Source organism: Alteromonas sp. IB21, assembly GCF_016405965.1.
GTDB lineage: Bacteria > Pseudomonadota > Gammaproteobacteria > Enterobacterales > Alteromonadaceae > Alteromonas.
The window spans coordinates 50,060-74,460 of the sequence record NZ_JAEFCD010000020.1 but is presented as its reverse complement, the minus strand read 5'-3'; the positions used below and the strand labels follow the sequence as shown (position 1 = coordinate 74,460).

At 45.2% G+C, this 24,401-nt stretch carries 26 protein-coding genes; 11 read left to right on the top strand and 15 right to left on the bottom strand.

The genetic code is table 11. The features are described 5' to 3' along the window. Nucleotides 1-9: 9 nt before the first annotated feature. The gene (locus JC525_RS14005; RefSeq protein WP_105931734.1) at nucleotides 10-774 is read left to right on the top strand and encodes an outer membrane protein assembly factor BamD; all 765 of its coding nucleotides are present in this window, start codon (nucleotides 10-12) and stop codon (nucleotides 772-774) included. A 110-nt stretch (nucleotides 775-884) separates the two neighbouring features. Here JC525_RS14005 and JC525_RS14000 read toward each other — a convergent pair whose 3' ends face one another. The 3 genes from JC525_RS14000 to JC525_RS13990 all read right to left on the bottom strand — a co-directional run bounded on the left by JC525_RS14000 (nucleotide 885) and on the right by JC525_RS13990 (nucleotide 2,927). Continuing rightward, nucleotides 885-1,628 carry a ChrR family anti-sigma-E factor gene (locus JC525_RS14000; RefSeq protein ID WP_198816368.1) on the bottom strand — a complete coding sequence of 248 codons (744 nt, stop codon included), beginning with the start codon at nucleotides 1,626-1,628 and terminating at the stop codon, nucleotides 885-887. Further along, complete coding sequence (locus tag JC525_RS13995) at nucleotides 1,621-2,232, bottom strand: sigma-70 family RNA polymerase sigma factor (RefSeq protein ID WP_198816367.1); 612 nt, start codon at nucleotides 2,230-2,232, stop codon at nucleotides 1,621-1,623. The genes JC525_RS14000 and JC525_RS13995 overlap by 8 nt, the downstream gene beginning before the upstream one ends. 119 nt (nucleotides 2,233-2,351) lie before the next feature. Then, nucleotides 2,352-2,927 (bottom strand): LON peptidase substrate-binding domain-containing protein, encoded by a 576-nt coding sequence (locus JC525_RS13990; protein ID WP_198816366.1) that lies wholly within the window; start codon nucleotides 2,925-2,927, stop codon nucleotides 2,352-2,354. A gap of 257 nt (nucleotides 2,928-3,184) precedes the next feature. Here JC525_RS13990 and JC525_RS13985 point away from each other — a divergent pair, with 257 nt between their 5' ends. The 5 genes from JC525_RS13985 to JC525_RS13965 are packed head-to-tail and all read left to right on the top strand — an operon-like array spanning nucleotide 3,185 to nucleotide 7,617. After that, the gene (locus JC525_RS13985; RefSeq protein WP_198816365.1) at nucleotides 3,185-3,625 is read left to right on the top strand and encodes a nuclear transport factor 2 family protein; all 441 of its coding nucleotides are present in this window, start codon (nucleotides 3,185-3,187) and stop codon (nucleotides 3,623-3,625) included. Further along, nucleotides 3,622-4,341 carry an SDR family NAD(P)-dependent oxidoreductase gene (locus JC525_RS13980; protein ID WP_198816364.1) on the top strand — a complete coding sequence of 240 codons (720 nt, stop codon included), beginning with the start codon at nucleotides 3,622-3,624 and terminating at the stop codon, nucleotides 4,339-4,341. Before JC525_RS13985 ends, JC525_RS13980 begins: the two co-directional genes overlap by 4 nt. A gap of 11 nt (nucleotides 4,342-4,352) precedes the next feature. Then, a complete protein-coding gene (locus tag JC525_RS13975; RefSeq protein ID WP_198816363.1) occupies nucleotides 4,353-5,618 on the top strand; it encodes an NAD(P)/FAD-dependent oxidoreductase in 1,266 nt (421 codons plus the stop codon). Beyond that, nucleotides 5,615-6,358 carry a DUF1365 domain-containing protein gene (locus tag JC525_RS13970; protein ID WP_198816362.1) on the top strand — a complete coding sequence of 248 codons (744 nt, stop codon included), beginning with the start codon at nucleotides 5,615-5,617 and terminating at the stop codon, nucleotides 6,356-6,358. Before JC525_RS13975 ends, JC525_RS13970 begins: the two co-directional genes overlap by 4 nt. A gap of 2 nt (nucleotides 6,359-6,360) precedes the next feature. After that, complete coding sequence (locus tag JC525_RS13965; protein WP_105931727.1) at nucleotides 6,361-7,617, top strand: SAM-dependent methyltransferase; 1,257 nt, start codon at nucleotides 6,361-6,363, stop codon at nucleotides 7,615-7,617. An 85-nt stretch (nucleotides 7,618-7,702) separates the two neighbouring features. Here JC525_RS13965 and JC525_RS13960 read toward each other — a convergent pair whose 3' ends face one another. Continuing rightward, entirely contained in the window at nucleotides 7,703-8,632 is a 930-nt protein-coding gene (locus JC525_RS13960; protein WP_198816361.1) for a flagellar motor protein MotB, read from the bottom strand. Next, entirely contained in the window at nucleotides 8,632-9,393 is a 762-nt protein-coding gene (gene pomA, locus JC525_RS13955; protein WP_198816360.1) for a flagellar motor protein PomA, read from the bottom strand. Before pomA ends, JC525_RS13960 begins: the two co-directional genes overlap by 1 nt. A 410-nt stretch (nucleotides 9,394-9,803) precedes the next feature. Here pomA and JC525_RS13950 point away from each other — a divergent pair, with 410 nt between their 5' ends. The 3 genes from JC525_RS13950 to dxs are packed head-to-tail and all read left to right on the top strand — an operon-like array spanning nucleotide 9,804 to nucleotide 12,879. After that, nucleotides 9,804-10,046 (top strand): exodeoxyribonuclease VII small subunit, encoded by a 243-nt coding sequence (locus JC525_RS13950; RefSeq protein WP_105931762.1) that lies wholly within the window; start codon nucleotides 9,804-9,806, stop codon nucleotides 10,044-10,046. A gap of 29 nt (nucleotides 10,047-10,075) precedes the next feature. Beyond that, on the top strand, nucleotides 10,076-10,966 hold the full coding sequence (locus JC525_RS13945) for a farnesyl diphosphate synthase (RefSeq protein WP_198816359.1): 891 nt from the start codon (nucleotides 10,076-10,078) through the stop codon (nucleotides 10,964-10,966). 32 nt (nucleotides 10,967-10,998) lie between these two features. Next, nucleotides 10,999-12,879 carry a 1-deoxy-D-xylulose-5-phosphate synthase gene (gene dxs / locus JC525_RS13940; protein WP_198816358.1) on the top strand — a complete coding sequence of 627 codons (1,881 nt, stop codon included), beginning with the start codon at nucleotides 10,999-11,001 and terminating at the stop codon, nucleotides 12,877-12,879. Between the two features lie 152 nt (nucleotides 12,880-13,031). On the opposite strand, the gene JC525_RS13935 is transcribed toward dxs, so the two are convergent. From JC525_RS13935 to lpxD, 10 genes are all read right to left on the bottom strand, one after another. After that, nucleotides 13,032-13,532 carry a phosphatidylglycerophosphatase A family protein gene (locus tag JC525_RS13935; RefSeq protein WP_198816357.1) on the bottom strand — a complete coding sequence of 167 codons (501 nt, stop codon included), beginning with the start codon at nucleotides 13,530-13,532 and terminating at the stop codon, nucleotides 13,032-13,034. 39 nt (nucleotides 13,533-13,571) lie between these two features. Beyond that, a complete protein-coding gene (gene thiL / locus JC525_RS13930) occupies nucleotides 13,572-14,537 on the bottom strand; it encodes a thiamine-phosphate kinase (protein WP_198816356.1) in 966 nt (321 codons plus the stop codon). Between the two features lie 47 nt (nucleotides 14,538-14,584). After that, nucleotides 14,585-15,007 (bottom strand): transcription antitermination factor NusB, encoded by a 423-nt coding sequence (gene nusB, locus JC525_RS13925; RefSeq protein ID WP_159120265.1) that lies wholly within the window; start codon nucleotides 15,005-15,007, stop codon nucleotides 14,585-14,587. A 12-nt stretch (nucleotides 15,008-15,019) separates the two neighbouring features. Continuing rightward, on the bottom strand, nucleotides 15,020-15,493 hold the full coding sequence (gene ribH / locus JC525_RS13920; protein WP_198816355.1) for a 6,7-dimethyl-8-ribityllumazine synthase: 474 nt from the start codon (nucleotides 15,491-15,493) through the stop codon (nucleotides 15,020-15,022). Nucleotides 15,494-15,737: 244 nt separating this feature from the next. After that, on the bottom strand, nucleotides 15,738-16,838 hold the full coding sequence (ribBA, locus tag JC525_RS13915) for a bifunctional 3,4-dihydroxy-2-butanone-4-phosphate synthase/GTP cyclohydrolase II (RefSeq protein WP_159495223.1): 1,101 nt from the start codon (nucleotides 16,836-16,838) through the stop codon (nucleotides 15,738-15,740). Between the two features lie 20 nt (nucleotides 16,839-16,858). Next, nucleotides 16,859-17,521, bottom strand: coding sequence for a riboflavin synthase (locus JC525_RS13910; RefSeq protein WP_198816354.1), 663 nt, complete (start codon nucleotides 17,519-17,521; stop codon nucleotides 16,859-16,861). An 11-nt stretch (nucleotides 17,522-17,532) separates the two neighbouring features. Next, nucleotides 17,533-18,681 (bottom strand): bifunctional diaminohydroxyphosphoribosylaminopyrimidine deaminase/5-amino-6-(5-phosphoribosylamino)uracil reductase RibD, encoded by a 1,149-nt coding sequence (gene ribD, locus JC525_RS13905; RefSeq protein ID WP_198816353.1) that lies wholly within the window; start codon nucleotides 18,679-18,681, stop codon nucleotides 17,533-17,535. Nucleotides 18,682-18,724: 43 nt separating this feature from the next. Then, nucleotides 18,725-19,174 carry a transcriptional regulator NrdR gene (gene nrdR, locus JC525_RS13900; protein WP_012517538.1) on the bottom strand — a complete coding sequence of 150 codons (450 nt, stop codon included), beginning with the start codon at nucleotides 19,172-19,174 and terminating at the stop codon, nucleotides 18,725-18,727. A gap of 99 nt (nucleotides 19,175-19,273) precedes the next feature. Next, complete coding sequence (glyA, locus tag JC525_RS13895; RefSeq protein ID WP_105931715.1) at nucleotides 19,274-20,530, bottom strand: serine hydroxymethyltransferase; 1,257 nt, start codon at nucleotides 20,528-20,530, stop codon at nucleotides 19,274-19,276. Nucleotides 20,531-20,684: 154 nt separating this feature from the next. Next, nucleotides 20,685-21,713, bottom strand: a complete 1,029-nt coding sequence (gene lpxD / locus JC525_RS13890) for a UDP-3-O-(3-hydroxymyristoyl)glucosamine N-acyltransferase (RefSeq protein ID WP_198816352.1) — start codon at nucleotides 21,711-21,713, stop codon at nucleotides 20,685-20,687. Nucleotides 21,714-22,058: 345 nt separating this feature from the next. Here lpxD and ettA point away from each other — a divergent pair, with 345 nt between their 5' ends. Together ettA and JC525_RS13880 are read left to right on the top strand one after the other, a co-directional pair. Then, a complete protein-coding gene (gene ettA, locus JC525_RS13885; protein ID WP_198816351.1) occupies nucleotides 22,059-23,726 on the top strand; it encodes an energy-dependent translational throttle protein EttA in 1,668 nt (555 codons plus the stop codon). 155 nt (nucleotides 23,727-23,881) lie between these two features. Then, nucleotides 23,882-24,289 carry a PilZ domain-containing protein gene (locus JC525_RS13880; RefSeq protein ID WP_198816350.1) on the top strand — a complete coding sequence of 136 codons (408 nt, stop codon included), beginning with the start codon at nucleotides 23,882-23,884 and terminating at the stop codon, nucleotides 24,287-24,289. The last annotated feature ends 112 nt before the right edge of the window (nucleotides 24,290-24,401 follow it).

Sequence of the window (24,401 nt, the reverse complement as noted above, 5' to 3'; positions counted from 1 at the left end):
AGAATTATTATGAAATCATTTCGTCTACTGGCACCGGTTTTACTTGGTGCTATGGTGTCTGTCGCAGGTTGTAGCTCTTCAGATAATGAAGAGAAAGCTGTTTTAGCAAACATGGGTGCGCAGCAACTGTACGACAGAGCAAAACAAAGCATGGAAGTTGGTAACTTTAGTGCTGCAGCGCAAACATTGAGTGCGCTAGACTCCCGATATCCTTTTGGACCACTTTCTCACCAGGTTCAACTTGACTTGATTTATAGCTACTATAAATCGGGCAAAAACGAAGAAACCCTAGCCACTATCGACAGGTTTATTCGTCTAAACCCTAATCACTCAGATGTTGATTACGCCTATTACATGCGTGGATTAACTAACATGGAATCTGATAGCAATTTATTCCAAGAATTGATGAACATAGACCGTACTGACAGGGATCCATCGAAGTCTCGTGCGGCATTTGAAGATTTCCGTAGGCTAATTCAGCAGTACCCAGACAGTAAATATGCTGCGGACGCAAAACAGCGTATGGTACATATTAAAGACCGCTTGGCGCGCTACGAAATTGCTATCGCCCGTTTCTATATGAGACGTCAGGCTTACGTTGCAGCTGCTAACCGCGGACGTTATGTTATTGAGCATTTCCCGAACACAACACAGGTTCAGCAGGCCCTTGAAATTATGGTTTCGAGCTATGAACAACTTGGCTTGGAAGAGTTGCGTAACAATGCGATGAAAACGTTGAAATTAAACTATCCAGATAGTGAATTCATTAGCTAGGCGCAATAGCTGTTATCAGTAAAAACAAAAAACGCACCTGACGTGCGTTTTTTCGTTTTTGTCTTTTAAGCAGTATTTTCTTCAACCCACTAAAACAATATCTTTAGTTGCTACCTAAAAAACAAATGACTGAATGGGTTTAATAAACGCGCTAAGCCTGACGTAAAGTGTAACGGCTGATCAACAATAGTGAAAACCAAACACCCTTCTTTACCCTCGGCTTTAGGAGTGTGCGTTTTCTCGCCATTCATAAAAATAAAGTCACCAGTGTCGTACCGGCTCAGGCCGTCACTAAATTCACCATCGATGACGAGTGTGTATTCGGTACCGCGATGAGTATGTTCCGGAACACTGCCACCGCTCCCCATAAAAATGAAGTTCGCAACCCCTTGATTGCCTAAATCCACGGGAGCCTGCCAAAGTTTCCCAACAAGGCTTGACCAGCTACCTGTCTTGTCGATGTAACGGTGAAGCGTTCTCGGCAACGTAAACGTCCTGCCGTCCAGTTCAATCGTGCTTACGCCTGCTTGCGAGCGGCGGATGGTATGCTTTTTCAAGGGCTCCTGATACTCAACGTCGTGCACCGTGCCCAGATCAGACTGTTTACCAGAAGGAAGTGTCGTTATCTGTGAAAGCATGTCGCCAAACTGGAAAGACATATCAATATTGTCATCCATTTTCGCGCCCGCCGAAGACACCATTTCAGCCGCAAGGCTTTCGGTTTCTATTTCGACTCGACGTTGACATTTCCCACACATGTCGCAGTGCGCAGAAACCATCAACGAAATAGCAGGAGATAACGTGCCCTCAACAAAATCAGACAACTGTCGGGCACTAGGATGAAACTTAATCATTGTCGTTTAGCATGACCTTTAAACGTTGAAGGGCCAGACGAGTTCTCGACTTTACCGTACCAAGAGGAATGGAAAGTTCGTCCGCGACTTCTTGTTGTGATTTACCGTCGATATAGATAGCTTCAACCACAGCTTTTTGCTTAGCTGGAAGCGATTCAAACATAAAACCAATTTGCTCTAACGTTACCTGCTCGTCAAGTGACGTCTCATTCGCGTCTGCTGTCTGCTCGCACAATACAGGCCACAAATCGTCAGAACAAACATCTTCTTTTCTGTTCTGCAGCTTTCGTAGCATATCGAAACGAATGTTGCGGGCAATCGTAAATATCCACGTAGAAGGCGAGCCCTTCTCGGAGTTGAAAAGGTGTGCTTTTTGCCACACGTTCGACATCGTGTCCTGTACAAGCTCCATCGCTAATGCTTCGTTACCCATTTGCTTTAACGCGTAGGAGCGCAGACGTGGCGCAAAATAATTAAACACTCTGGCAAAAGAACGCTTGCATCGAGTATTTGCAACCGCTACCAAGTAATCAGACATTTCGGTAGCACACTCTTTTGGTTTGATTGTGCTGTTACTTTGTTCTAGTGGAATTCCAACTAACATAAGATTCGTCCGCTTTTCTGTTTTGGTTGTATCATTCTACGACGTTGAGACTCAAAGCGCGTGCGAAATTCGCCAATATTCGATTACGATTTTTTAATATAGCTTATTACTTACGAAAGCTATCCAATTAACCCAGAGAGATAATTTAATAAATTGGTACATTCTCTCTGAGCTAGAAAGTGCTGCTTTTGTGAACCATCTACTGGAAGTAACTCTAACCAGCGGTTTAACACCCAACTAGGGTCATCAAACTTTGGAGATTCATAGAGCGCAGCCAATTCTTCATAATTACCGAATATTTCTTTGAGCCGCTCGTCCATAGGCGCTATTTGCTGAGGCGCCAAATCACACTGCCACTGCGGTAAAAGTTTACAGTTGCCTGTGCGAAGGCCATCTTTTTCAACTTCAATGCTACTTACCTCAACTAAGTGAGAACCAGCAACCTTTATGCCAAGCAACCCATCATCGAGCATATCGAAATCTACAACCCGCGCGTAGGTACCAATTTTGTGTATATGCTTATTCGTTTCCTTGTCACCACTTGCATTAAGCATACACATCACAAAGCCACTGTTCGCGGCGCATGCCTGCTTAACCATGCGCACGTATCGCGGCTCAAAAATTCTCAACGCCATTCTACCCTCTGGTAAGAGGTGAGCGGATAAAGGAAATAGAGGAAAACGTTCTAAACTCATAATTGACACTTCCGAAAACATGAAACTACTTACGCAAGTGGGAACAAATAGGATCGAATGGGAATTATTTTCACAGGTAGGCACAAATACGTGATCTTAGTCACTTCGTTTGCTGTAATTTAGTTTGCGTAAAACTTAATTAACAAAAACAAGATCAGAGACTTGTCGTTAGAAGTTTAGGAAGCGACGATTTGACCACTTGAACTATTTAACTTCTTAAACTAAAAGCGCTAACAGAATGTGCGCAAGGGGCATAAATGGACGTCATTGAGCGGTTTTGTAAAATTTACACAGATATATGTAAGATATCTCCAGATGACCTCGAAAGTATTTATGCGAGGGACGTGGTGTTTATCGACCCTATCACGACACACCGCGGAATTGGGGAAGTTAAACATTATTTTTCGAATCTGCTTACACAGGCCGAAAGCTGTAAGTTTGACATTGCAGACGTTTTTCACTGTGACGGTAACAATAGTGCGAGAACTCAAGTCACACACATAGTTAATTGGACAATGCACCTGACGTTAAAAGGAAATAATAAGCACATCACGTTAGATGGCACCACTCAACTTAACGTTGAAGATGACAGAATTGCTTACCACAAAGACTACTATGACTTGGGCGAAATGGTCTACGAGCACGTACCTATTTTAGGTTTTGTTATCAAAAAAATTAAAGGGAAGCTTGCATCGTGAAAACAATTTTAATCACAGGCGCAACGTCGGGCATCGGTAAAGCACTTGCCATTCACGCAGCTAAAGAAGGTTATCGCGTAATAGCGTGCGGTAGGAACAAAGATGCATTAGATGCATTGAGTGGTAATAGCAATATAGACGCGTGTCAATTTGACGTAACGGACCTTGAGGACGCTCGCCGAGCATTAGCTACAGAGAAATTTGATATTGCAGTACTCAACGCCGGAACCTGCGAATATGTCGATATCGATGATTTTGAGCCCGACATGTTTAGACGAGTATTCGAACCTAATTTCTTTGGCGTGGTTAATTGTGTTGACGCACTCTTACCTAAATTACAGCAGGGTGACAAGCTTGTTATCGTAGATAGCATGGCACGCTTGCTACCTTTTACCAAATCTCAAGCTTATGGCGCGAGCAAAGCTGCCCTTCATTATTTTACAAAATCACTGGAAGTCGACCTTCACCACAAAGGTATAAAAGTTCAGGCGGTATCGCCTGGTTTCGTTGAAACGCCCTTAACTGATAAAAATGACTTTGAAATGCCGATGAAAATCAGCGCGGAAGAAGCAGCACAAGCCATGCTTGCTGGTATCGAAGATGACAAGCAGACGGTGTTTTTCCCAAGAATTTTTGGCTTTATTCTCCGATTTATGCACATACTTCCAACACCGCTACAGAAGCGTATATCTTTATCGATGCGAGAAAAACAATAAGAGACAAAAGAATGACGAATAAGATTGCCATCATAGGCACCGGAATATCAGGGCTAACCTGCGCACACCTACTTAACAGAAAGCACGACATTACGGTTTACGAAGCTAACGACTATATTGGCGGCCACACGGCTACAAAACAAATTACCGACAATGGCGCAGTGCATAGTATCGATACAGGGTTTATTGTATTTAACGACTGGACCTACCCCAATTTCATCAAACTTATGACACAGCTTAATGTTGATTATCAGCCCACAGAAATGAGTTTTTCTGTGATGAGCAAAAAAGCCAACCTTGAGTACAACGGCAATAACCTTAATAGTCTATTCGCACAACGCCGCAATATTCTGCGCCCCAAATTCTGGCGAATCGTAAGAGACATCCTTACATTTAATAAAGCCTGTAAAGCGATGGTCGCGGAAGGCCGGGACACTTCAGCCCTTACCCTTGAAGACATTATCAAAGAGCTGGGGCTAAGCGACGATTTTGCCCGCTACTACATTTTGCCTATGTGTGCGGCTATTTGGTCCAGCAGCCTGGAGCAAACGCGGAAGTTTCCGCTTACGTTCTTTCTCCAATTCTTTAACAACCACGGCTTACTCAACATAACTGACAGGCCCCAGTGGTACACGATAAAAGGAGGCTCTAGCCAGTATATCCCTCCTTTGATTGCTCCGTTTGAATCGAAAATAAAGCTTTCATCGGCTGTCGTGTCCGTTACGAAAATTGACAATATCTGGGAAGTCACTGATTCGACGGGTGACAAGCTGCAATATGATCATGTCGTTTTTGCCTGTCATAGTGACCAAGCATTGAAGATGCTGGATGCGCCGAGTTCACTGCATACGGATATACTTGGCAATATTCCCTATGCTGAAAATGACGTAGTGATGCACAAAGATATAAACCAACTCCCCAAAAGAAAATTAGCGTGGGCAAGTTGGAATTATCGTCTCAAAGAAGATGTCAGTGAAGAGTCACGACCTGCATCCGTGACCTACAATATGAATATCCTTCAACGATTAGACGTCGAAAACACTTACTGCGTGACATTAAACAACTCTGCTGAGATTGAACGTTCTAGCGTATTGGGCACCTATCAATATGCTCACCCGCAATACAGCGCGGAAATGGTTAATGCTCAATCGAGAAGAAATGAAATTTGCGGAGTGGACAACCTGCATTTTTGCGGCGCATATTGGTATAACGGATTCCACGAAGATGGTGTAAAAAGCGCACTGGATGTATGTGCGCGTTTTGGTGAAACGCTGTGACAGAAAGTGCCATCTATAAAGGTAAGGTTTACCACCAGAGGTTTAAACCTACCAAGCATAAATTTGACTATGATATCTATTTGTTTTGGCTGAAGCTTGATGAATACGAGCTTGCAACACTCTCACACGAGCTGAAATACTTTTCTGCCGAGGGAAAAGCAAGAGTCCGGTTTAAACGAGAAGATTATTTGGGTGACCCATCGCTCTCTCTTCGTCAGGCCGTGCTTAACAGAATGATCGAGCTCAATGATGGAAGTCCTCTTTCGGGTGACGTTTTTATGTTGGGGCAGTTGCGAATGTGGGGCTGGTATTTCAGCCCTGTGAATTTTTATTACCTTCGCAATGCAGACGGTAAATTCACCCATATGTTAGCTGAGGTCAGCAACACACCTTGGAACGAACGGCATCATTATCTGGTGAATTTAGACACGCAAGACGACACCCCAAAAGCTTTTCATGTATCACCCTTTAATCCTATGGATATGACATACAAATGGTCAATTTCCCAGCCATCTACTAGACTTTCTCTTGCGATGGACTGTGTGAGAAGCGATAAAGAGTTCAGTGCTGGGATAAATCTTACTAGATTTACTTTAGATAATGCGAATCTAACTCAAGCACTTAAACGTATACCCAGTATGACAATAAAAACTGTGGCCGGAATTTATTGGCACGCGCTTAAACTATTGCTTAAACGAACGCCACTGTATACACACCCAGAAAAAAGTCAGGAACAATAACAATGTCTTTCGGTGAATCTGTACTACTGACCACATCAGAGGTCTCTTTTGTAGATAAAGTATGTAGAACGTTGTTTCTACAATGCCTGAAACAGCTGCCATTTGGCAGTTTAACTATTCAAGAAAATGGCGACGTTATCGCCCGTTTTGGCAAAGAAGATGATGAATTGCGAGCAACGGTAAACATCAAAGATGTGAAAGCCTACCGTCGTCTTTTACTCGGTGGAAGCGTTGGTGCGGGTGAAGCCTACATGGACGACTTGTGGGACAGTGACGAAGTAACGGCAGTAGTGAGAATTTTTGCAAGAAACTTACCTACCCTTGATGAATGGGAAAACAAATTTAAGTGGGTCACCATGCCCATCAACAAAATACAGCATTTCGCTCGCAGAAACACAAAAGATCAAGCTAAGCGCAATATTGAGGCGCATTACGATTTAGGCAACAAGCTTTATACCCGTTTTCTCGACCCTACTATGATGTATTCATCCGCTATCTACCCTGACCCGAATGCGTCGCTAAACGAAGCGCAAAATTACAAGCTGAAAGCGATTTGCGATAAATTACAGCTGCAAGAAAGTGATCACTTAATCGAAATTGGTACTGGTTGGGGTGGCCTCGCTGTGTACGCGGCTAAACATTACGGATGTAGAGTAACAACGACGACTATTTCGGAAGAGCAACACGCTTGGGCAAAAGAGTGGATAGAAAAAGAAGGGCTTGAAGACAAGATTACTTTGCTGAAGAAAGATTACCGCTTACTTGAAGGTCAATATGACAAGCTGGTATCTATCGAAATGATTGAAGCCGTTGGTAAACAATATTTAGGAAACTTTTTTGAAAAGTGCTCGTCGCTTCTTAAAGACGATGGTCTTATGTTGCTTCAGTCTATCACTATCGACGATAGGCGTTACGACAGCTACTCAAACAGTGTAGATTTTATTCAGAAGTATATTTTCCCAGGTGGCTTTTTACCCTCTCAACACCAGTTGAATGCTCATCTGAAGAAATATACTAATATGATGATTCGCGACCTCCATGATATTGGTGTTGATTACGCAAAGACACTTAATCATTGGTATGAAGCGTTCATGTCGGCCAAAGATGAATTGCTAAACGACGGATATGACGAGCGATTTATGCGTATGTGGACTTACTATTTAAAATATTGTGAAGGTGGCTTTTTAGAAAGAACCATAAGTACCGTACAACTGGTTATTTCTAAACCCCACTATCGACAAGAGCTCGCGCGAGTATAACGTAAATCGTTAAGCAGTATGCAATAGGTTGAACAAAAACGGCGCTCAAATGAGCGCAGCTTTTGTTTGTTTGACATTCACAACATTAATCGTCTACCACAGAGATGGGTTTAGATATTATCGGCTTACCCTGATTTATATTTATCTCCACACGGCGGTTTTTCGCCCTGTCACTGGATGTGGTTGCATTCTCAACGATAGGAACCGTATCAGCCTTACCTACAACAGACATGCGGCTTTCATCGAAGCCCGGTGCAGTGCGCATCGCTTCTGCAACAGCAACGGCGCGTTGTGACGACAAGTCCCAATTTGAGCGGTAAAGCTCATTTGCGATATGCTGGCCATCGCTGTGACCTGAAATTTCAATTTCTCCCGGAACATCAGCTAAAAGCGCACCGATTTTCCTCAATACAGGCTGAAACTGAGGCTGCAAGAAAGCAGAACCTGCTGAAAACGAACCGTTCTCACGTATGCGAATAGTTAGCTGTTGACCTAAGGATTCCATCTCTACCGAACCATCTAGAATCTGCTTTTCTAGCTGCTGTGCCACTTTCTTCATTAATTCAGCCATTTGAGACTGATCAGTGCTTTGCTCTGCTGAAGAAGACGACTCTGATGCTGTTTGTTGTGATTGCCCCCCCCTTTGCTCACCGCGCTGCTTTTGTCGCCCACCAGCCGAGTCTTCATTACCAGCTTGAAATTCTAGCATTTGCTGCGTCATCTCGTTGGTCTGCTGCTGAATCGATTCGATAGGCGTAGGGTCAGGTTTACCCGGACGAAACTCCATTGCGATAACGCTAGTACCTTTGGGAATATCTTTGACTTCAATTTTATTTTGAACACCAAAAGCGAACTTCATTGAGCCCGCGATTTGTTTGAACTTTAGTACGTCCATTTCAGAAAACGAAAGTAAAAGTACAAAAAAGCACATCAGCAGCGACATTAAGTCTGCGAAGGTCCCCATCCAAGCTGGCAGCCCCTCGGGGGGGCATTTTGGGCATTCTTCTTCAGCCATTACTCTTCCTCTGCGCTTCCGCGTTTGCTCGCTGCGAGATAGTTCTTCAACACCCCTTCGATTACACGTGGGTTTTGTCCGTCGGCAATACCAACAATCCCATCAAGAACTAGACTTTGATTGAGTTTTTCTTCGCCTGCACGTACCGCTAGCTTAAACGCGATAGGCAAACAAATTACGTTGGCGAAGAAGGCGCCATAAAGAGTAGTGAGTAGCGCGACCGCCATTGCAGGTCCAATTGCTTTTGGGTCATCCATGTTTGAAAGCATGGCTACCAGCCCTATTAACGTACCGATCATCCCCATCGCGGGAGCGATGTCACCCATACCTTTAAAGAACGAGGCTCCAAAATCGTGGCGCTCTGATGTCATGGAAATATCTTTGGAAAGGGTTTCTCTGACTACCTCAATATCATGGCCGTCTACGAGCATATCAACGCCCTTTTGCATGAACTCGTTTGAGATCTCTGCTTCTTCTAACGCCAGAAACCCGCCTTTACGCGCAGCATCTGCCATTTCGACAATCTTCTCAATAAGTTCTTCGGGCGATTCAATTTTAAACATGAATGCCTTACCAGCAATCTTACCCGCACCAAAAAACTGGCCTAACGTAAATTGTGATAAAATAACAAATAAGGTGCCCCCAAATACGATAAGTATTGATTGCACGTCGATGAACATGCTCAAGCTGCCGCCCAGGATCATAGCCATAACTATGAAACCAATGGCGCCCAACATACCTATGACGGTTGCTAAATCCACTCACTCTTCCCCATTTAAACGCAGTCAGTGCTGTTAATCTACAGACATTCTATCGGCAATAGACTGAAATACTAAAACAACATTGTTGAAAAATATCACATTTATTAATTTTTATAATAAGAGCATAACGCTTTATCGCGCTTTCCTGCCTTTTAATTTACTCGGAAACCATTTTATTCGAATTAAAGCGCGGTGCACTTTAATAAATTAGTTTAAGAGTTGGAATTAAGGTTACCAAGCTTTAGCATCGAATATAGCACAATTTAGCACTATGCTGTTTTTTGACTTGAATGAAAAAAAAGCGATACGATGACGTTATTGGCGATATACAGACAAACCATTTGACCCTCGTGCAGCCCTCGGTTAATGTGCGCGGTATATGTATTTTAGCCTTTATATTGAGTGTTTTTATGACGACGGAAAAAGCATCAGCGTCTTTCGAAGAAACGTTATCGGAATTGGAAGCTATCGTTAACGAAATGGAGAACGGTGATTTACCTTTAAATAAAGCGCTAGAAAAGTTTGAACGCGGTATTGCACTCTCACGCCAAGGCCAACAGTCTCTTGAAAATGCTGAACAGAAAGTAAAAATATTGCTTAACGAACAAGGCGAAGAAACACTTCAATCTCTACCTGAAAGTGAACAACCTTAAGACGTTCATTTTTACATTACAGGCAATCTATGAATTTTTCTGCTTTGCATCAGCAAGTCAAACAGCAAACTGATGCATCTCTTCTTAAACTAATTGATGAATTACCGAATTACGCGCCGCGCCTAAAAGACGCTATGCGTCACGCGCTACTTGCAGGCGGTAAACGCATGCGTCCATTGCTCGTTCAGGTAGTGGGTAACACGCTAGACGTACCCAAAAAGGACCAAATGGCCATTAGCATGGCTATTGAGTGCGTGCACGCTTATTCATTAGTACACGACGACCTACCGGCAATGGACGATGATGACTTGCGCCGTGGCATGCCAACCTGTCATATCGCCTTTGATGAGGCGACTGCCATTCTTGCAGGTGATGCACTGCAATCTCTCGCCTTTACCGTGTTGGCCGACGCGCCTTTGAGTTCTTTCGCAGAATCGAAACGAAGCCAGTTGCTATCTGTGTTAGCTAAAAGTGCGGGCTATGTTGGAATGTGTGGCGGCCAAGCCATTGACCTAGCAAGCACGGGTAAAACAATTTCAATAGACGAGCTAAAAGCGCTTCATAGATTGAAAACAGGCGCCCTATTACAAGCCTGCGTTGAAATGGTAGCCATCGTTAGTGAGGGGCTTTTACCTCAGACTAAAATTGACTTAATGGCATATGCAGCGGATATTGGCTTAGCCTTTCAAGTACAAGACGACATTTTAGATGTTGAAGGCAGTAGCGAAAAATTAGGGAAACCCGCGGGGTCTGACGAAGCGCTTGGCAAAAATACCTTCCCAGCTAAGCTTGGCATGGAAGGTGCCAAGAGAGAATTAGAAATGCTTCACGATAATGCACTTCAAGCATTGGCGCGTTTACCCTACAATACTGACAGTTTAATTGCGTTTAGCGAGCTTTTGGTGAAACGCGACCATTAGCCACGCGCCATGTTGAAAAAGATAATAAGTACATGAGTTTAGATCTCCAACATTACCCAACGCTTGCGCTCGCGCAAACACCTGACAAATTGAGGCAGCTGCCTCAAGAGAAATTACGCGAACTTGCCGATGAATTACGTGAGTACTTACTCAATAGCGTGAGTCAAACCAGCGGTCACTTTGCCTCTGGGCTAGGTACAGTAGAACTTACTGTCGCGCTTCACTACGTTTACCATACACCCTTCGACCGATTGTTGTGGGATGTGGGCCATCAAGCCTATCCGCACAAAATCCTTACGGGCCGCGCAGAGCGCATGAGCACCATTCGTCAAAAGAATGGCCTCCACCCATTTCCGTGGCCACCTGAAAGTGAATACGATACTTTCGCTGTTGGTCATTCATCTACCTCGATAAGCGCGGCGCTGGGAATGGCTGTTGCGGCGGAAAAAGAAGGAAAGGATCGTAAGGTAGTCGCTGTTATTGGCGACGGCGCGATGACAGCCGGTATGGCATTTGAAGCACTTAATCACGCAGGCGATATTAAAAAAGACATGGTTGTTGTGCTTAACGACAATGAAATGTCGATATCTGAAAACGTTGGCGCCCTTAACAGTCACCTTGCACGTTTGCTAACAGGTAATTTTTTCAACTCTATACGTGACGGCGGCAAAAAGCTGCTAAGCAATGTTCCCCCTATCAAAGAGTTCGCGAGCCGTGCAGAAGAGCACCTAAAAGGTATGGTTGTACCAGGGACTATCTTTGAAGAGCTTGGATTTAATTATATTGGTCCGATTGACGGCCATGACGTAAACGCAGTGGTTGATACACTTCGCAACATGCGAAAATTTGAAGGCCCTCAGTTGTTACACGTCGTGACCAAAAAAGGTAAGGGTTACGCGGTAGCCGAAGAAGATCCTATTAAGTTTCACGCAGTACCAAAGTTTAATCCAGAGGACAACGCACTACCTAAATCTAAACCCTCTGCCCCCACCTACTCGGCCATTTTCGGTCAGTGGCTATGTGATATGGCAGCACAAGACCCTAAGCTTATGGCTGTCACGCCTGCCATGCGTGAAGGTTCAGGAATGGTAGAGTTTTCTCAGCGCTTCCCTGAGCAATACTTCGATGTGGCCATTGCAGAACAGCATGCGGTAACTTTCGGTGCGGGACTCGCTAAAGACGGGATGAATGCGGTTGTCGCAATCTATTCGTCATTCCTGCAGCGTGCTTATGACCAGCTCATTCATGATGTAGCCATTCAAGATTTACCGGTGTTGTTTGCTATAGACAGAGCCGGCATAGTGGGCGCCGACGGACCAACCCACCAAGGCGCATTCGACATCGCATTTCTTCGTTGTATACCAAATATGGTGGTTATGGCGCCGTCAGATGAAAATGAATGCCGCCAAATGCTTTACACTGGCCACAAACTACAAAAGCCAGCCGCTGTTCGCTACCCACGAGGCGCTGGCATGGGAATTACCCCAGATGAAGCCATGACAGAACTTGAGATTGGCAAATCACGTACGTGTCGTGAGTCATCGAAGGACAAGTCAGAACGCGTTGCCATACTTAACTTTGGCTGCTTGCTGCCCTACGCTCTTGAAGCTGCAGAAGCCATTGATGCTACGGTTATTGATATGCGGTTTATTAAGCCATTAGACGGCGACGCGGTCTTAAAGGCAGCCAGTGAACACAGTGCACTTATAACGTTAGAAGACGGCTGTATAATGGGCGGCGCTGGCAGCGCAGTACTTGAGCACTTGCAACAAAGCAGCGTATTAAAAGCCGTGAAGATGCTAGGTCTACCTGATAGCTTTATTCTGCAAGGTACCCAGCAAGAAATGTATAAAGAGCATGGTTTGGATGCTGAAGGCATTATTGCTGCAGCCGCCAGCCTTACCAAACGTTAGTGGCGTTCAAAACATTCACTAACCCCGTTGCGAACTAGCGTATTCTCATAAGTTTGTAACGTAACTAACTCATCGTCGTTTAAAAACAAAAAAAGCCCGCATGCATCGGGCTTCTTTATGCAGAAAATTAGGTCGGCAAGCCAACCGATATACTAAAACAATGCCAGTGCCGCAGGCCAAAAATCCATTAACAAATGCAAACAGCCGCAGGCCATAGCTCCCGCTAGTAAGTCGTCAAGCATAATGCCCGTACCGCCATGCAGACGTTTATCGATGACACCAATTGGCCAAGGCTTTAAAATATCAAAAAGCCTGAATAGTACAAACCCAACGAGCAATGAAGACGCACTAATGGGTACAAAAAGAAAGGTCACGAACATACCTGCAATTTCATCCCACACTATTGAGCCGTGATCGTGAACCTGCATGTCATCTGCTGTTTTGCCGCAGAGGTAAATCCCTACCACTGAAAATATCAGGGTAAGCGCAATAAAGGATACTATAGAAATTTGGCTACACGCGATAAGCAGCGGCACTGCGGCAAGTGAGCCAAATGTACCCGGCATAAATGGAATTAAACCACTACCGAACCCTAACGCAAGAAAATGGGTCGGTTTTTTCATACTCACTCTAGCGCGAAACTCAGCCTGCATGTAATATCCTTCCTCTCATGTCTTAGTCAGCGTTTTCAATTAAAAGCTATGCTCGTAACCAGAAGGCGTAACTGGCGTATACTTCTCATTATCTTTCAATAATGCAAGTGTGCCGCTGTGGCCTGTTAACTGGCCAATGCATGTCGCTTTTACGTTGGTGCTTGCTAAAGAGGTCTCAAGACTACCACGCTGCTCTTCACTGACTGTGAAAATAAGCTCATAGTCATCACCGGCAGACAACGCGTATTCTATCGCCTGCTCTTCCGACACTGCGCTAGTCAGCGCACGAGAAAGAGGTAAACGCTCCACATGCACATTAGCTCCGCAGTTAGACGCTTTAAGAATGTGGTTCAAATCTGAAATTAAACCATCAGATATATCAATGCATGAGGTAGCAATACGGCGGATAGCGGTACCTACTGCAACGCGCGGTGTCGGAAAGTAATGACGGTTAACTAACACGTCCTTGGCTTCACCACTTACGTTAAGTTTGTTTTGAAGGATATCTAAGCCCGCGCCAGCGTCTCCTAAGGTCCCGGTGACATATACCCAGTCCCCTGGCTTAGCACCACTACGGGTTAGTTCAGAACCTGGTGGTATGAAACCTTGTGCGGTAATCGTCATGGCCATTGGCCCTTTTACCGTATCCCCACCGATAAGCTGCACTGAATAATATTGAGTTAGCTCATAAAGGCCCTTAACAAAGTCGTCAAGCCACGGCTCATCAACTTCTGGAAGGGATAGCGACAGACTAATCCACGCAGGCTCAGCGCCCATTGCAGCGAGGTCACTTAAGTTAACCGCTACTGTTTTATACGCCACAGATTTCGCTGGCGCATCCTCTAGGAAGTGCACACCTGCAACAAGGGTATCTGTAGTAACGGCAAGTTGTTGATTTTCAGGAACCGTTGTTACAGCACAGTCATCGCCTATACCAATAACAACATCTTTACGTCGATGGCCACTGTTTGAAAAATAGCGGCTGATAAGATCAAATTCTTTCACAGTATTTCTTAAACCCTTTAGCGGCAATCCGTGCCGCCACGGTAAGGTTAGTCGCGCTCGTCTTTACGCAACGTGCGCACTGCTTTATCCAGTGCACCATTAATGAATTTATGGCTTTCTTCAGCACCAAATGCCTTAGCAAGCTCAATCGCTTCATTAATAATTACGCGATAAGGTACATCGATGCGCTCAGTCAGTTCCAGCGTCGCAATGCGCAAGATCGCTTTTTCTATGGGGTCCAACTCTTCAGGCAGACGACCAAGGTAAGGCTTAATGGTAGTATCAAGCTTACTTGCGTTGTGCGCAACGCCGCGTAGCAACGCTTGAAAATACGCCATATCCACCTTTTGCATGTCGTTACTGGTGGCTAGCGCCAGTTCAACCTGCTGAATATCGTTGTGACTCATTTGCCATGAATATATTCCTTGAAGGGCTAATTCACGGGCTTTACGACGAGCTGAAACTTTCACTTAATTTTTACCTTAAAGCTTTTCTACAGCTTCGATAACGTTAACCATTTCAAGCGCGCCCAATGCAGCCTCTGCACCTTTGTTACCCGCTTTAGTGCCTGAACGCTCGATAGCTTGTTCAATTGAATCTGTGGTGATTACGCCAAATGAAACTGGAATACCGTATTCAAGCGATACTTGCGCAAGGCCTTTGTTGCTCTCTCCTGCGACAAAATCAAAGTGAGGCGTTCCACCACGAATAACTGCACCTAGTGCAATGATAGCGTCAAATGACTTTTTCTCAGCTAATTTCTTAGCAACTACAGGTAACTCGTAAGCACCAGGCACGCGAACCACCGTGATGTCATCTTCATTCACTTCACCGTGACGCTCTAGCGTGTCTAAAGCACCCTCTAACAAGCTTTCAACAACAAAGCTATTAAAGCGTGATACTACGATAGCAAACTTCTTACCGGTTGCTCTGATATTACCTTCAACTACCTGCATGGTTTCATTCCTCGAGAAAAAACGGCGCGAAGTATACCACAACTGCGCCCAAACTAAATCGATTGTTTCTGTAACTTCAACTATTCGTAAACGGCCACTTTATGCTTAGCCAAATGTGGGGAGGGAATGCTGGTCGCAAACCCTCCACCGCATGGATGCGGTGGCGGAGCGTACAGGGATGTATTCACCGCGTGTTTGCGACGAGCATTCCCTCTCCACTTTCGCTGTGCTCTACACCCAAGCACTAGTCGTGCACGTACTCCACCACTTCTAGGCCGTAACCAGAAAGCGCATGGTATTTAATAGGCTTACTAAGCAAGCGCATTTTGTGCACGCCCATAGACGCAAGAATTTGACTACCTACACCGATAGTGCGTGACGAGCCCTGCCAGTCAGCCCCCGTTGGACGCTCGCCTCTGTCTTCTGCGGCAAACCGGCGAACCTGGCTTTCAATGTGCTCTTCTTTACCTAACAGCACCAACACACCACCTTCTTCTGAGATTTTTCGCATACCATCGGCTAGCGTCATCGAGCGATGAATACCGCGAGTAGAGCCGAGAAGATCACTAAACGTATTGTGAAGATGCACACGAACAAGCGTTGGTTCGTCTTCTTTGATATCCCCTTTTTTAAGGGCAAAATGTAGTTGATTGTCGATGCTGTCTTTAAATGTATGAAGCTCAAAATCGCCGTATTCTGTAGGCATATTACACTGAGCTACTTTTTGAATAGTCGTTTCATTAAGGTTACGGTATTCAATAAGATCTGCAATGGTGCCTATTTTGAGGTTGTGCTTGGCAGCAAATTTTTCTAATTCTGGACGGCGCGCCATGGTGCCATCTTCATTAAGGATCTCAACAATAACCCCAGCTGGCTCTAAACCAGCAAGACGCGGTAAATCTACACCCGCTTCAGTATGACCAGCTCGGTTTAAAACACCACCATCTTTTGCAATTAGCGGAAAGATATGACCAGGTTGCACAATGTCTGTCGCTTTCGCGTCTTTTGCAACAGCAGCTTTTATGGTTGTTGCTCTATCGGCAGCCGATATACCTGTTGTAACGCCAGTTGCCGCTTCAATGGATACGGTAAAGTTGGTTGAAAACTGCGCTTCGTTTTTATCCACCATTAGCGGAAGATTAAGCGTGCGACAGCGCTCTTGCGTCATTGGTAAACAAACCAAACCGCGAGCGTGGGTCACCATGAAATTTATGGCTTCTGGCGTCACGTGCTCTGCCGCCATAATGAGGTCGCCCTCGTTTTCTCTGTCTTCATCATCCATCAGAATAACCATTTTACCCTGACGAATGTCTTCAATTATTTCTTGTGTAGTGTTAAATGCCATCTTGTGTGCTTCTTGTAGGGTTATTTTTTTAAAAATCCGTTCTCGGCAAGAAATGCCATGTCAATGCCCTTGCTTGTCGGCTCAGCGGCTTTATCGCCAAGCATCAATCGCTCTAAATAGCGCGCAATAACATCAACCTCTAAATTCACCGCTGTGCCTACTTTATAGCTTCCCATAATTGTTTCTTGCAACGTGTGGGGAATAATCCAAAGCATAAACTCTGCACCATTCACTTCGTTCACCGTTAAGCTTATGCCATCAACGGTGATACTTCCCTTATGGGCAATATATTTAGCCAGCGCATCCGGTGCTTTTACCCAAAATTCTACATAGTCTTTATGTTTAATAATCTGAGTTACTTGGCCCACACCATCAACATGACCAGAAACAATGTGTCCACCTAGACGATCGCTGGGACGCATGGCTTTTTCGAGATTCACCGTAGAGCCCGCGCTGTAGTGCGCAAACCCCGTTAACTTGATAGTCTCAGCAGAAACATCGGCGCAATAATAGTCTGGCCCCATGTCTGTCACTGTCAAACAAACACCGTTGGTCGCAATGCTATCGCCTAAAGCGACATCAGACATATCAAGCGTAGATGAAGATACCGTTAAACGAATATCATTGCCTCGATTGTCGAGCTTTTTAATAGTACCCAACGCTTGAATAATTCCAGTAAACATAAAGTTCCTCGTTAGTCGTCTTTACGACAGGTGTTGCTAACATCAGGACGAAAGATAAGCTTAATATCGTTACCCACCTGACGGTTTTCAATAAGAGAGAGTGAAATAGATTGATTTAAAGCGGTAAATGCTGGCAAAGAGACCATACTCACGCCTTTATCGCCCAATAGCTTGGGCGCTTGATAGCAAATAAGCTCGTCCACAAGCCCTTCTTGCAATAGCGCACCAGCAAGACCAGGGCCCGCTTCTACCCATACTTCATTGTACTGCTTATCACCGAGCACTAACATCAACTCACGTAAGTCAACCTTACCCTCTTTTTCATCAAGTTGAATGTAGTGACCATTTGAAGTGTCAGGGTGCGCTTGCAGCGTTACAGTAAAGGTAACCTGACCGTCGTTAAATAACGTAAAATCACGGTTTAGTTGGCTCTGACTATCCACAACGATGCGAGCGGGTTGGCGAATATGCTCAAGTGGATAACTTTCGAACTTCGCCTCTTGTTCCCTCACCAAAAGACTGGGATTATCCGCCGCAACAGTACCTGAACCGGTTAACACTGCGCAGCTTTGCGCGCGATAACGCTGCACATCACGTCTTGCTTCAGGCCCGGTTATCCATTGGCTTACTCCATTTTGAAGCGCAATTTTACCGTCTAGGCTTATACCCAATTTAACCCTAACAAAAGGTTTACCCGTAAGCATGCGTTTGGTAAATCCAGGATTAAGCGCAGCGGCTTCGGCGGCCATCACATCACTGACGACTTCGATACCTGCGGCTTGCAGCATATTTATACCATTGCCACATACATTTGGATTAGGATCTGTCATTGCCACTACAACGCGTGACACCTGCGCTTCGATGAGTGCTTTAGCGCAAGGGGGCGTGCGGCCAAAATGGCTACATGGCTCTAGGGTTACATATGCTGTAGCGCCTTTTGCGCCGTCGCTACGAGCATGTAAAGCTTGTCTTAGTGCATGGACTTCGGCATGGGGCGTGCCAGCTTGGATGTGATACCCTTGACCTAGTAATTCGTTGTTTTCATCAACAATCACACAGCCAACGCGTGGGTTGGGTGAAGTGGTGAAACGCCCTTTCTGGGCAAGTTGAATGGCTTTTGCCATCCAAAAATAATCATTTTTAACCGTAGCGTGGTTCACTTGGATTCCTGTTGTAGCCCTAAGTGTTTAAGGTTTGTTGAACCTAATCCCCTAAGCGTGCAATCTCTTCTCCAAATTCACGGATGTCTTCGAAGGAACGATAAACAGAGGCGAATCGAACATAGGCGACTTTGTCGAGTTCTTTGAGGGCTTTCATAATTAAGTTGCCAAGCAATTCACTGCTCACTTCCCTTTCGCCAGTTGCGCGAAGCTGAGATTTGAGAGAGAGAATACACTGTTCAACTTTTTCTGTGCTAACAGGGCGTTTTTCTAACGCACGTTGTAAGCCTGCACGAAGTTTGTCTTCGTTGAAGGGTTCGCGAGAGCCATCGCGTTTTATAACGCGGGGCATCACAAGCTCTGCACTTTCAAAGGTGGTGAAGCGCTCATGACACACCATACATTCACGGCGTCTTCGCACTTGTTGCCCCTCTGCAACCAAACGAGAATCAATAACTTTTGTTTCTTGTTCCGAACAAAAAGGGCAAAACATGAATAATCCTTAATTATTGCGTACTTAGGCGCGTTAAACCTAATCTAGACTAGTTAGTCCAGCATTAGTACCAAAGTACGCAATAAAACACAAAGCTATTTATTTATAAACAGGAAACTGTGCGCAAAGTGCAACCACTTCTTCTTGAACACGTTTGATAACAGACTCGTCTCCCATGTTATCAAGAATGTCGCAAATCCATGTTGCAACTTGTTGAGCTTGCTCTTCTTTGAAACCACGACGCGTTATGGCCGGGCTACCGATACGAAGACCACTGGTTACAAACGGTGAACGCGGATCATTGGGCACTGAGTTTTTGTTTACTGTGATGTTCGCTGCACCTAGTGCCGCATCTGCATCTTTACCGGTAATGTCTTTGTCAATAAGGTCAAGCAGGAACAAGTGATTGTCTGTTCCACCAGAAACAATTTTGTAACCGCGCTCTTGCATAACAGCAACCATTGCTTTCGCGTTAGCGACTACCTGCTGCTGATACACTTTAAATTCTGGCTGTAATGCTTCTTTGAACGCTACGGCTTTAGCTGCAATGACGTGACAAAGCGGACCGCCTTGGTTACCCGGGAATACCGAACTGTTAAGCTTTTTGTAAATCGCTTCGTCGCCACATGAAGATAGGATTAGACCACTGCGCGGACCCGCAAGGGTTTTGTGCGTTGTTGTCGTTACTACGTGTGCGTGAGGAAGTGGGTTTGGATAAACACCAGCAGCCACAAGACCAGCAACGTGCGCCATATCTACAAGCAAGTAAGCACCTACGCTATCTGCGATTTCGCGGAATTTTGCCCAGTCAACAATGCCTGAATACGCAGAGAAACCGCCGATAATCATCTTTGGTTTGTGTTCTTTTGCTAGCGCTTCAACTTGTGCGTAATCAATTTCACCGGTTTCTTTGTTCAGACCATACTGTACAGCGTTGTATGTTTTACCAGAAAAGTTTACGTGAGAACCGTGAGTAAGGTGACCACCCTCAGAAAGGCTCATACCCAGTACAGTATCGCCAGCATCAAGTAACGCCATGAATACCGCAGAGTTAGCTTGAGAACCAGCGTGCGGCTGAACGTTCGCGTAGTCTGCACCAAATAGCGCTTTTGCACGGTCGATAGCAAGTTGTTCAACAACGTCTACGTGCTCACAACCACCGTAGTAGCGCTTGCCAGGGTAGCCTTCAGCATACTTGTTCGTAAGCTGAGAACCCTGAGCTTCCATTACTCTTGGGCTACAATAGTTCTCAGAGGCAATGAGTTCGATGTGATGTTCTTGACGCTCAACTTCTTTAGCCATGGCATTGGCTAATTCAGGATCGAAGTCAGCAATATTCATTTCGCGAGAAAACATGGGGGCTCCTTAACTGCGGTTTTTATACGGCGTTACGCACTGATTGCTCAAATTCGAGCCATATTCTAGTCATTTTGAGTTGCTTGTATACCGGTTTATGACCAAATTAATATAAATGGCGTAGGTTTAACGTAAAACCTGCGCTTGAGCGAGATCAGACCTGTTTTTCGAGGGCTTTAACGCGGTCGAATAAACTGCCAATTTTAGCAAGGCGAACCGTATTTTTGCGCCAGTCTCGGTTGGTTTGTGCTGGCTGACCCGACGAATAGACACCTGGTTCGGTAATATCTTGAACGATCATCGTGTAACCCGTCACCTGAACATTGTCGCAAATACTGATATGTCCATTTATGCCCACACCGCCGCCGATAATGACATGCTTGCCTATATGGCAACTACCAGCAATACCGGTAGCGCCGCAAATACACGAGTGATCGCCAATAATACAATTGTGACCAATTTGGACCTGGTTATCGATGATAACGTTAGTGCCAAGTACTGTGTCTTCCATCGCGCCTCGGTCGATACTGCTGCTTGCCCCAATTTGACTGTCGTCGCCAATGCGAACCGAACCAGTTTGTGGAATAGGGATCCACACGCCTTTATCATTTGCATAACCAAAGCCTGCCGCGCCAATAACCGTTTGGCTATGGATAGTCACGCGCTTGCCAATGACCACGTCATGGTAAATGGTCACATTGGGATGAATAATACAGTCTTCACCAATATGCGTACCTCTGCGGATAACCGTGTTGGCACCAACGATTACTCGGTCACCCAGGACAACATTCTCTTCAATAATGACATTGTGCCCTAGAGACACATCACTACCGATACGAGCAGATGGGGCGATAACCGCTGATTCTGCCACACCTGAAGCAACCGCTGGCGTGGTATCAAATAGCTGAGCGATAAGAGCAAATGCAGCATGTGGGTTACCCACAACTAACGCAGGAACAGGGCTGTCACTTTTTAAACTTTCGTGCAGTATAACCGCACCGGCTTTCGTATCTTTTAACTGCGGCTTATATTTGGGGTTGGTAAGAAACGAAATTTGATGCGAGGCTGCACCAGATAGCGTGCCCACGGCAGAAATCGTGATAGTTCCATCACCCTGCACTTCCCCACCAACATGTTTAGCTAATTCGTCCAAACTGTATGTGCGTTTATTTATGGCGGTCATCTTTATTACCTGTTCGGATATTTGATGGTGTTGAGTATTGATTCTGTCGGTGTGTGCGATGGATTATCACGCTGGCAACAGTTCAACTTTTCTCGATTTATAACGCTAAGTTTACATTAAATTGCCTCATCGACCGATGGATAAATTAACCTTTTTACCCTAAGCGCTCAAAATTTCCACAGGCACAAGCTACCTTTGTGTAAGTCACTAGCACAAACTACCCTGTTACGAGTAGAATATGCCACCAGCTAGGACGTGTTGAACTTTATTGCCGACTTTCGTGCATCGCAGTTCAACACGCTTTAAAAATTTTTATTTTTCACCGCTTTTTCAGCGAGGATAAGCATGGCTCAATACGTTTACAGTATGCACCGCGTGGGCAAAATCGTCCCACCAAACAGACACATTCTTAAAAATATTTCACTTAGCTTCTTCCCTGGCGCCAAAATTGGTGTGCTGGGTCTAAACGGTGCAGGTAAGTCAACCTTGCTTCGTATAATGGCTGGTATCGATACTGATATTGAAGGTGAAGCGCGTCCTCAGCCTGGACTTAAAGTAGGCTACCTTCCTCAAGAACCGCAGCTTGATGAAACAAAAGATGTTCGCGGCAATATTGAAGAGGCCGTTGCTGATGTTAAGCACGCGCTCACTCGCCTTGACGAAGTCTACGCTGCATATGCAGAAGCTGATGCCGATTTCGACGCTCTTGCGAAAGAGCAAGGCGAGCTAGAAGCCATCATTCAAGCCAAAGACGGTCATAACTTGGAAAATGCACTAGAGCGTGCAGCAGATGCCCTACGCCTTCCGCCTTGGGATGCTGATGTAAGTAAGCTTTCTGGTGGTGAAAGACGTCGTGTAGCGCTGTGTCGCCTGCTTTTAGAAAAGCCTGAAATGTTGCTTCTTGACGAACCTACCAACCACTTGGATGCAGAATCTGTAGCGTGGCTAGAACGCTTTCTTCACGATTACGAAGGTACCGTGGTCGCCATTACCCACGATAGATACTTCCTCGATAACGTGGCGGGCTGGATTTTAGAACTTGACCGCGGTGAAGGTATTCCATGGGAAGGCAACTATTCTTCTTGGTTGGAACAGAAAGAAAACCGACTAGAACAAGAAGAGCGTACTGAAACTGCCCGTATGAAGAGCATGAAGCAGGAGCTTGAGTGGGTGCGATCAAATCCAAAAGGTCGTCACGCTAAAAGTAAAGCTCGTATGGCCCGCTTCGAAGAACTCTCCACCAGCGATTACCAAAAGCGTAACGAAACCAACGAGCTTTTCATCCCGCCAGGTGAGCGCTTAGGTGACAAGGTTATCGAAGTGAGCAACCTTAAAAAATCTTATGGCGAGCGCGTACTTATCGACGACCTGACATTTAAAGTGCCAAAGGGTGCCATTGTGGGTATCGTTGGTCCTAACGGTGCGGGTAAATCAACCTTGTTCAGAATGCTTACCGGTGCTGAACAACCAGATTCGGGTACCATTGATTTAGGTGAAACCGTTCAAATTGCTGCGGTAGAACAGTTCCGTGACCATATGAACGAAAACAACACCGTGTGGAAAGAAATTTCCGACGAGCAAGACATTATCCGCATTGGCAACTTTGAAATTAACAGTCGCGCATATTGTGGCCGATTTAACTTTAAAGGTACCGACCAGCAGAAGTTTATCAAAGATTTGTCAGGTGGTGAGCGCAACCGTGTTCACCTTGCAAAGCTTTTGAAAGCGGGTGGCAACGTATTGCTACTGGATGAGCCAACCAACGACCTCGATGTTGAAACACTTCGCGCCTTAGAGAACGCGTTGTTGGAATTCCCTGGCTGCGCTATGGTTATTTCGCACGATCGTTGGTTCCTTGACCGTGTGGCGACGCACATCATGGATTACCGCGACGAAGGTAATATCAATTTCTTCGAGGGTAACTACTCAGACTACGAAAGCTGGCTGAAGCAAGAATTTGGACAGGATATTGTTGAACCACATCGCCTTAAATACAAGCGTATGGCTAAGTAATAAAGAGAAACATAAGATAGGTTCCAGCCCATATTGTAATTAATGCAAAGGGCCTTAATCAGTGATTAAGGCCCTTTTAATTTGGTGGCTTTCATTGCGAACGCGCGTAAATTAGCCAATACTGAAAACCTAAACGAAAGCTAGGTGAAAAAGTAATGACAGATAAGCGCCAATTTCAACGTGTATCTCTAGAGGTAAACGGCACGCTGACACATAACGATATTAGTATCGACGTGCTGGTAAGTGATGTATCGCTGCAAGGCATCAAACTTCAGGCGACAGAAACAGCCTTGTTAAACCTACCTTTCGATAGCCATGAACCTTACGTCGCTACTTTTAAGGCAAATGAAGATAGCCCTGTTATTACCCTTTATATTTCACAGCTATACCGCCATGCCGATAGTAGGAAAGAGCGTGTATCTCTTGGCTGCAAAGTTGAGCGTATGGACGTGGAAAGTATTAGCGCTCTTCGCCGTCTCATTACCTTAAACAGCGAAGATGCGAGTATTGAGGAAAAAGATTTAAACGCGCTAGTTGATGCGGTTTATCAAGAAGTCCATTAGCTTCTGCGGCCGTAATGAACAAGACCTAAAGACGACTTATAAATCATTGCTCAGCCTCGTATGCATATTATGGAACGCACTTTACCCAAACAAAATAACGTGTTTGCTCGAG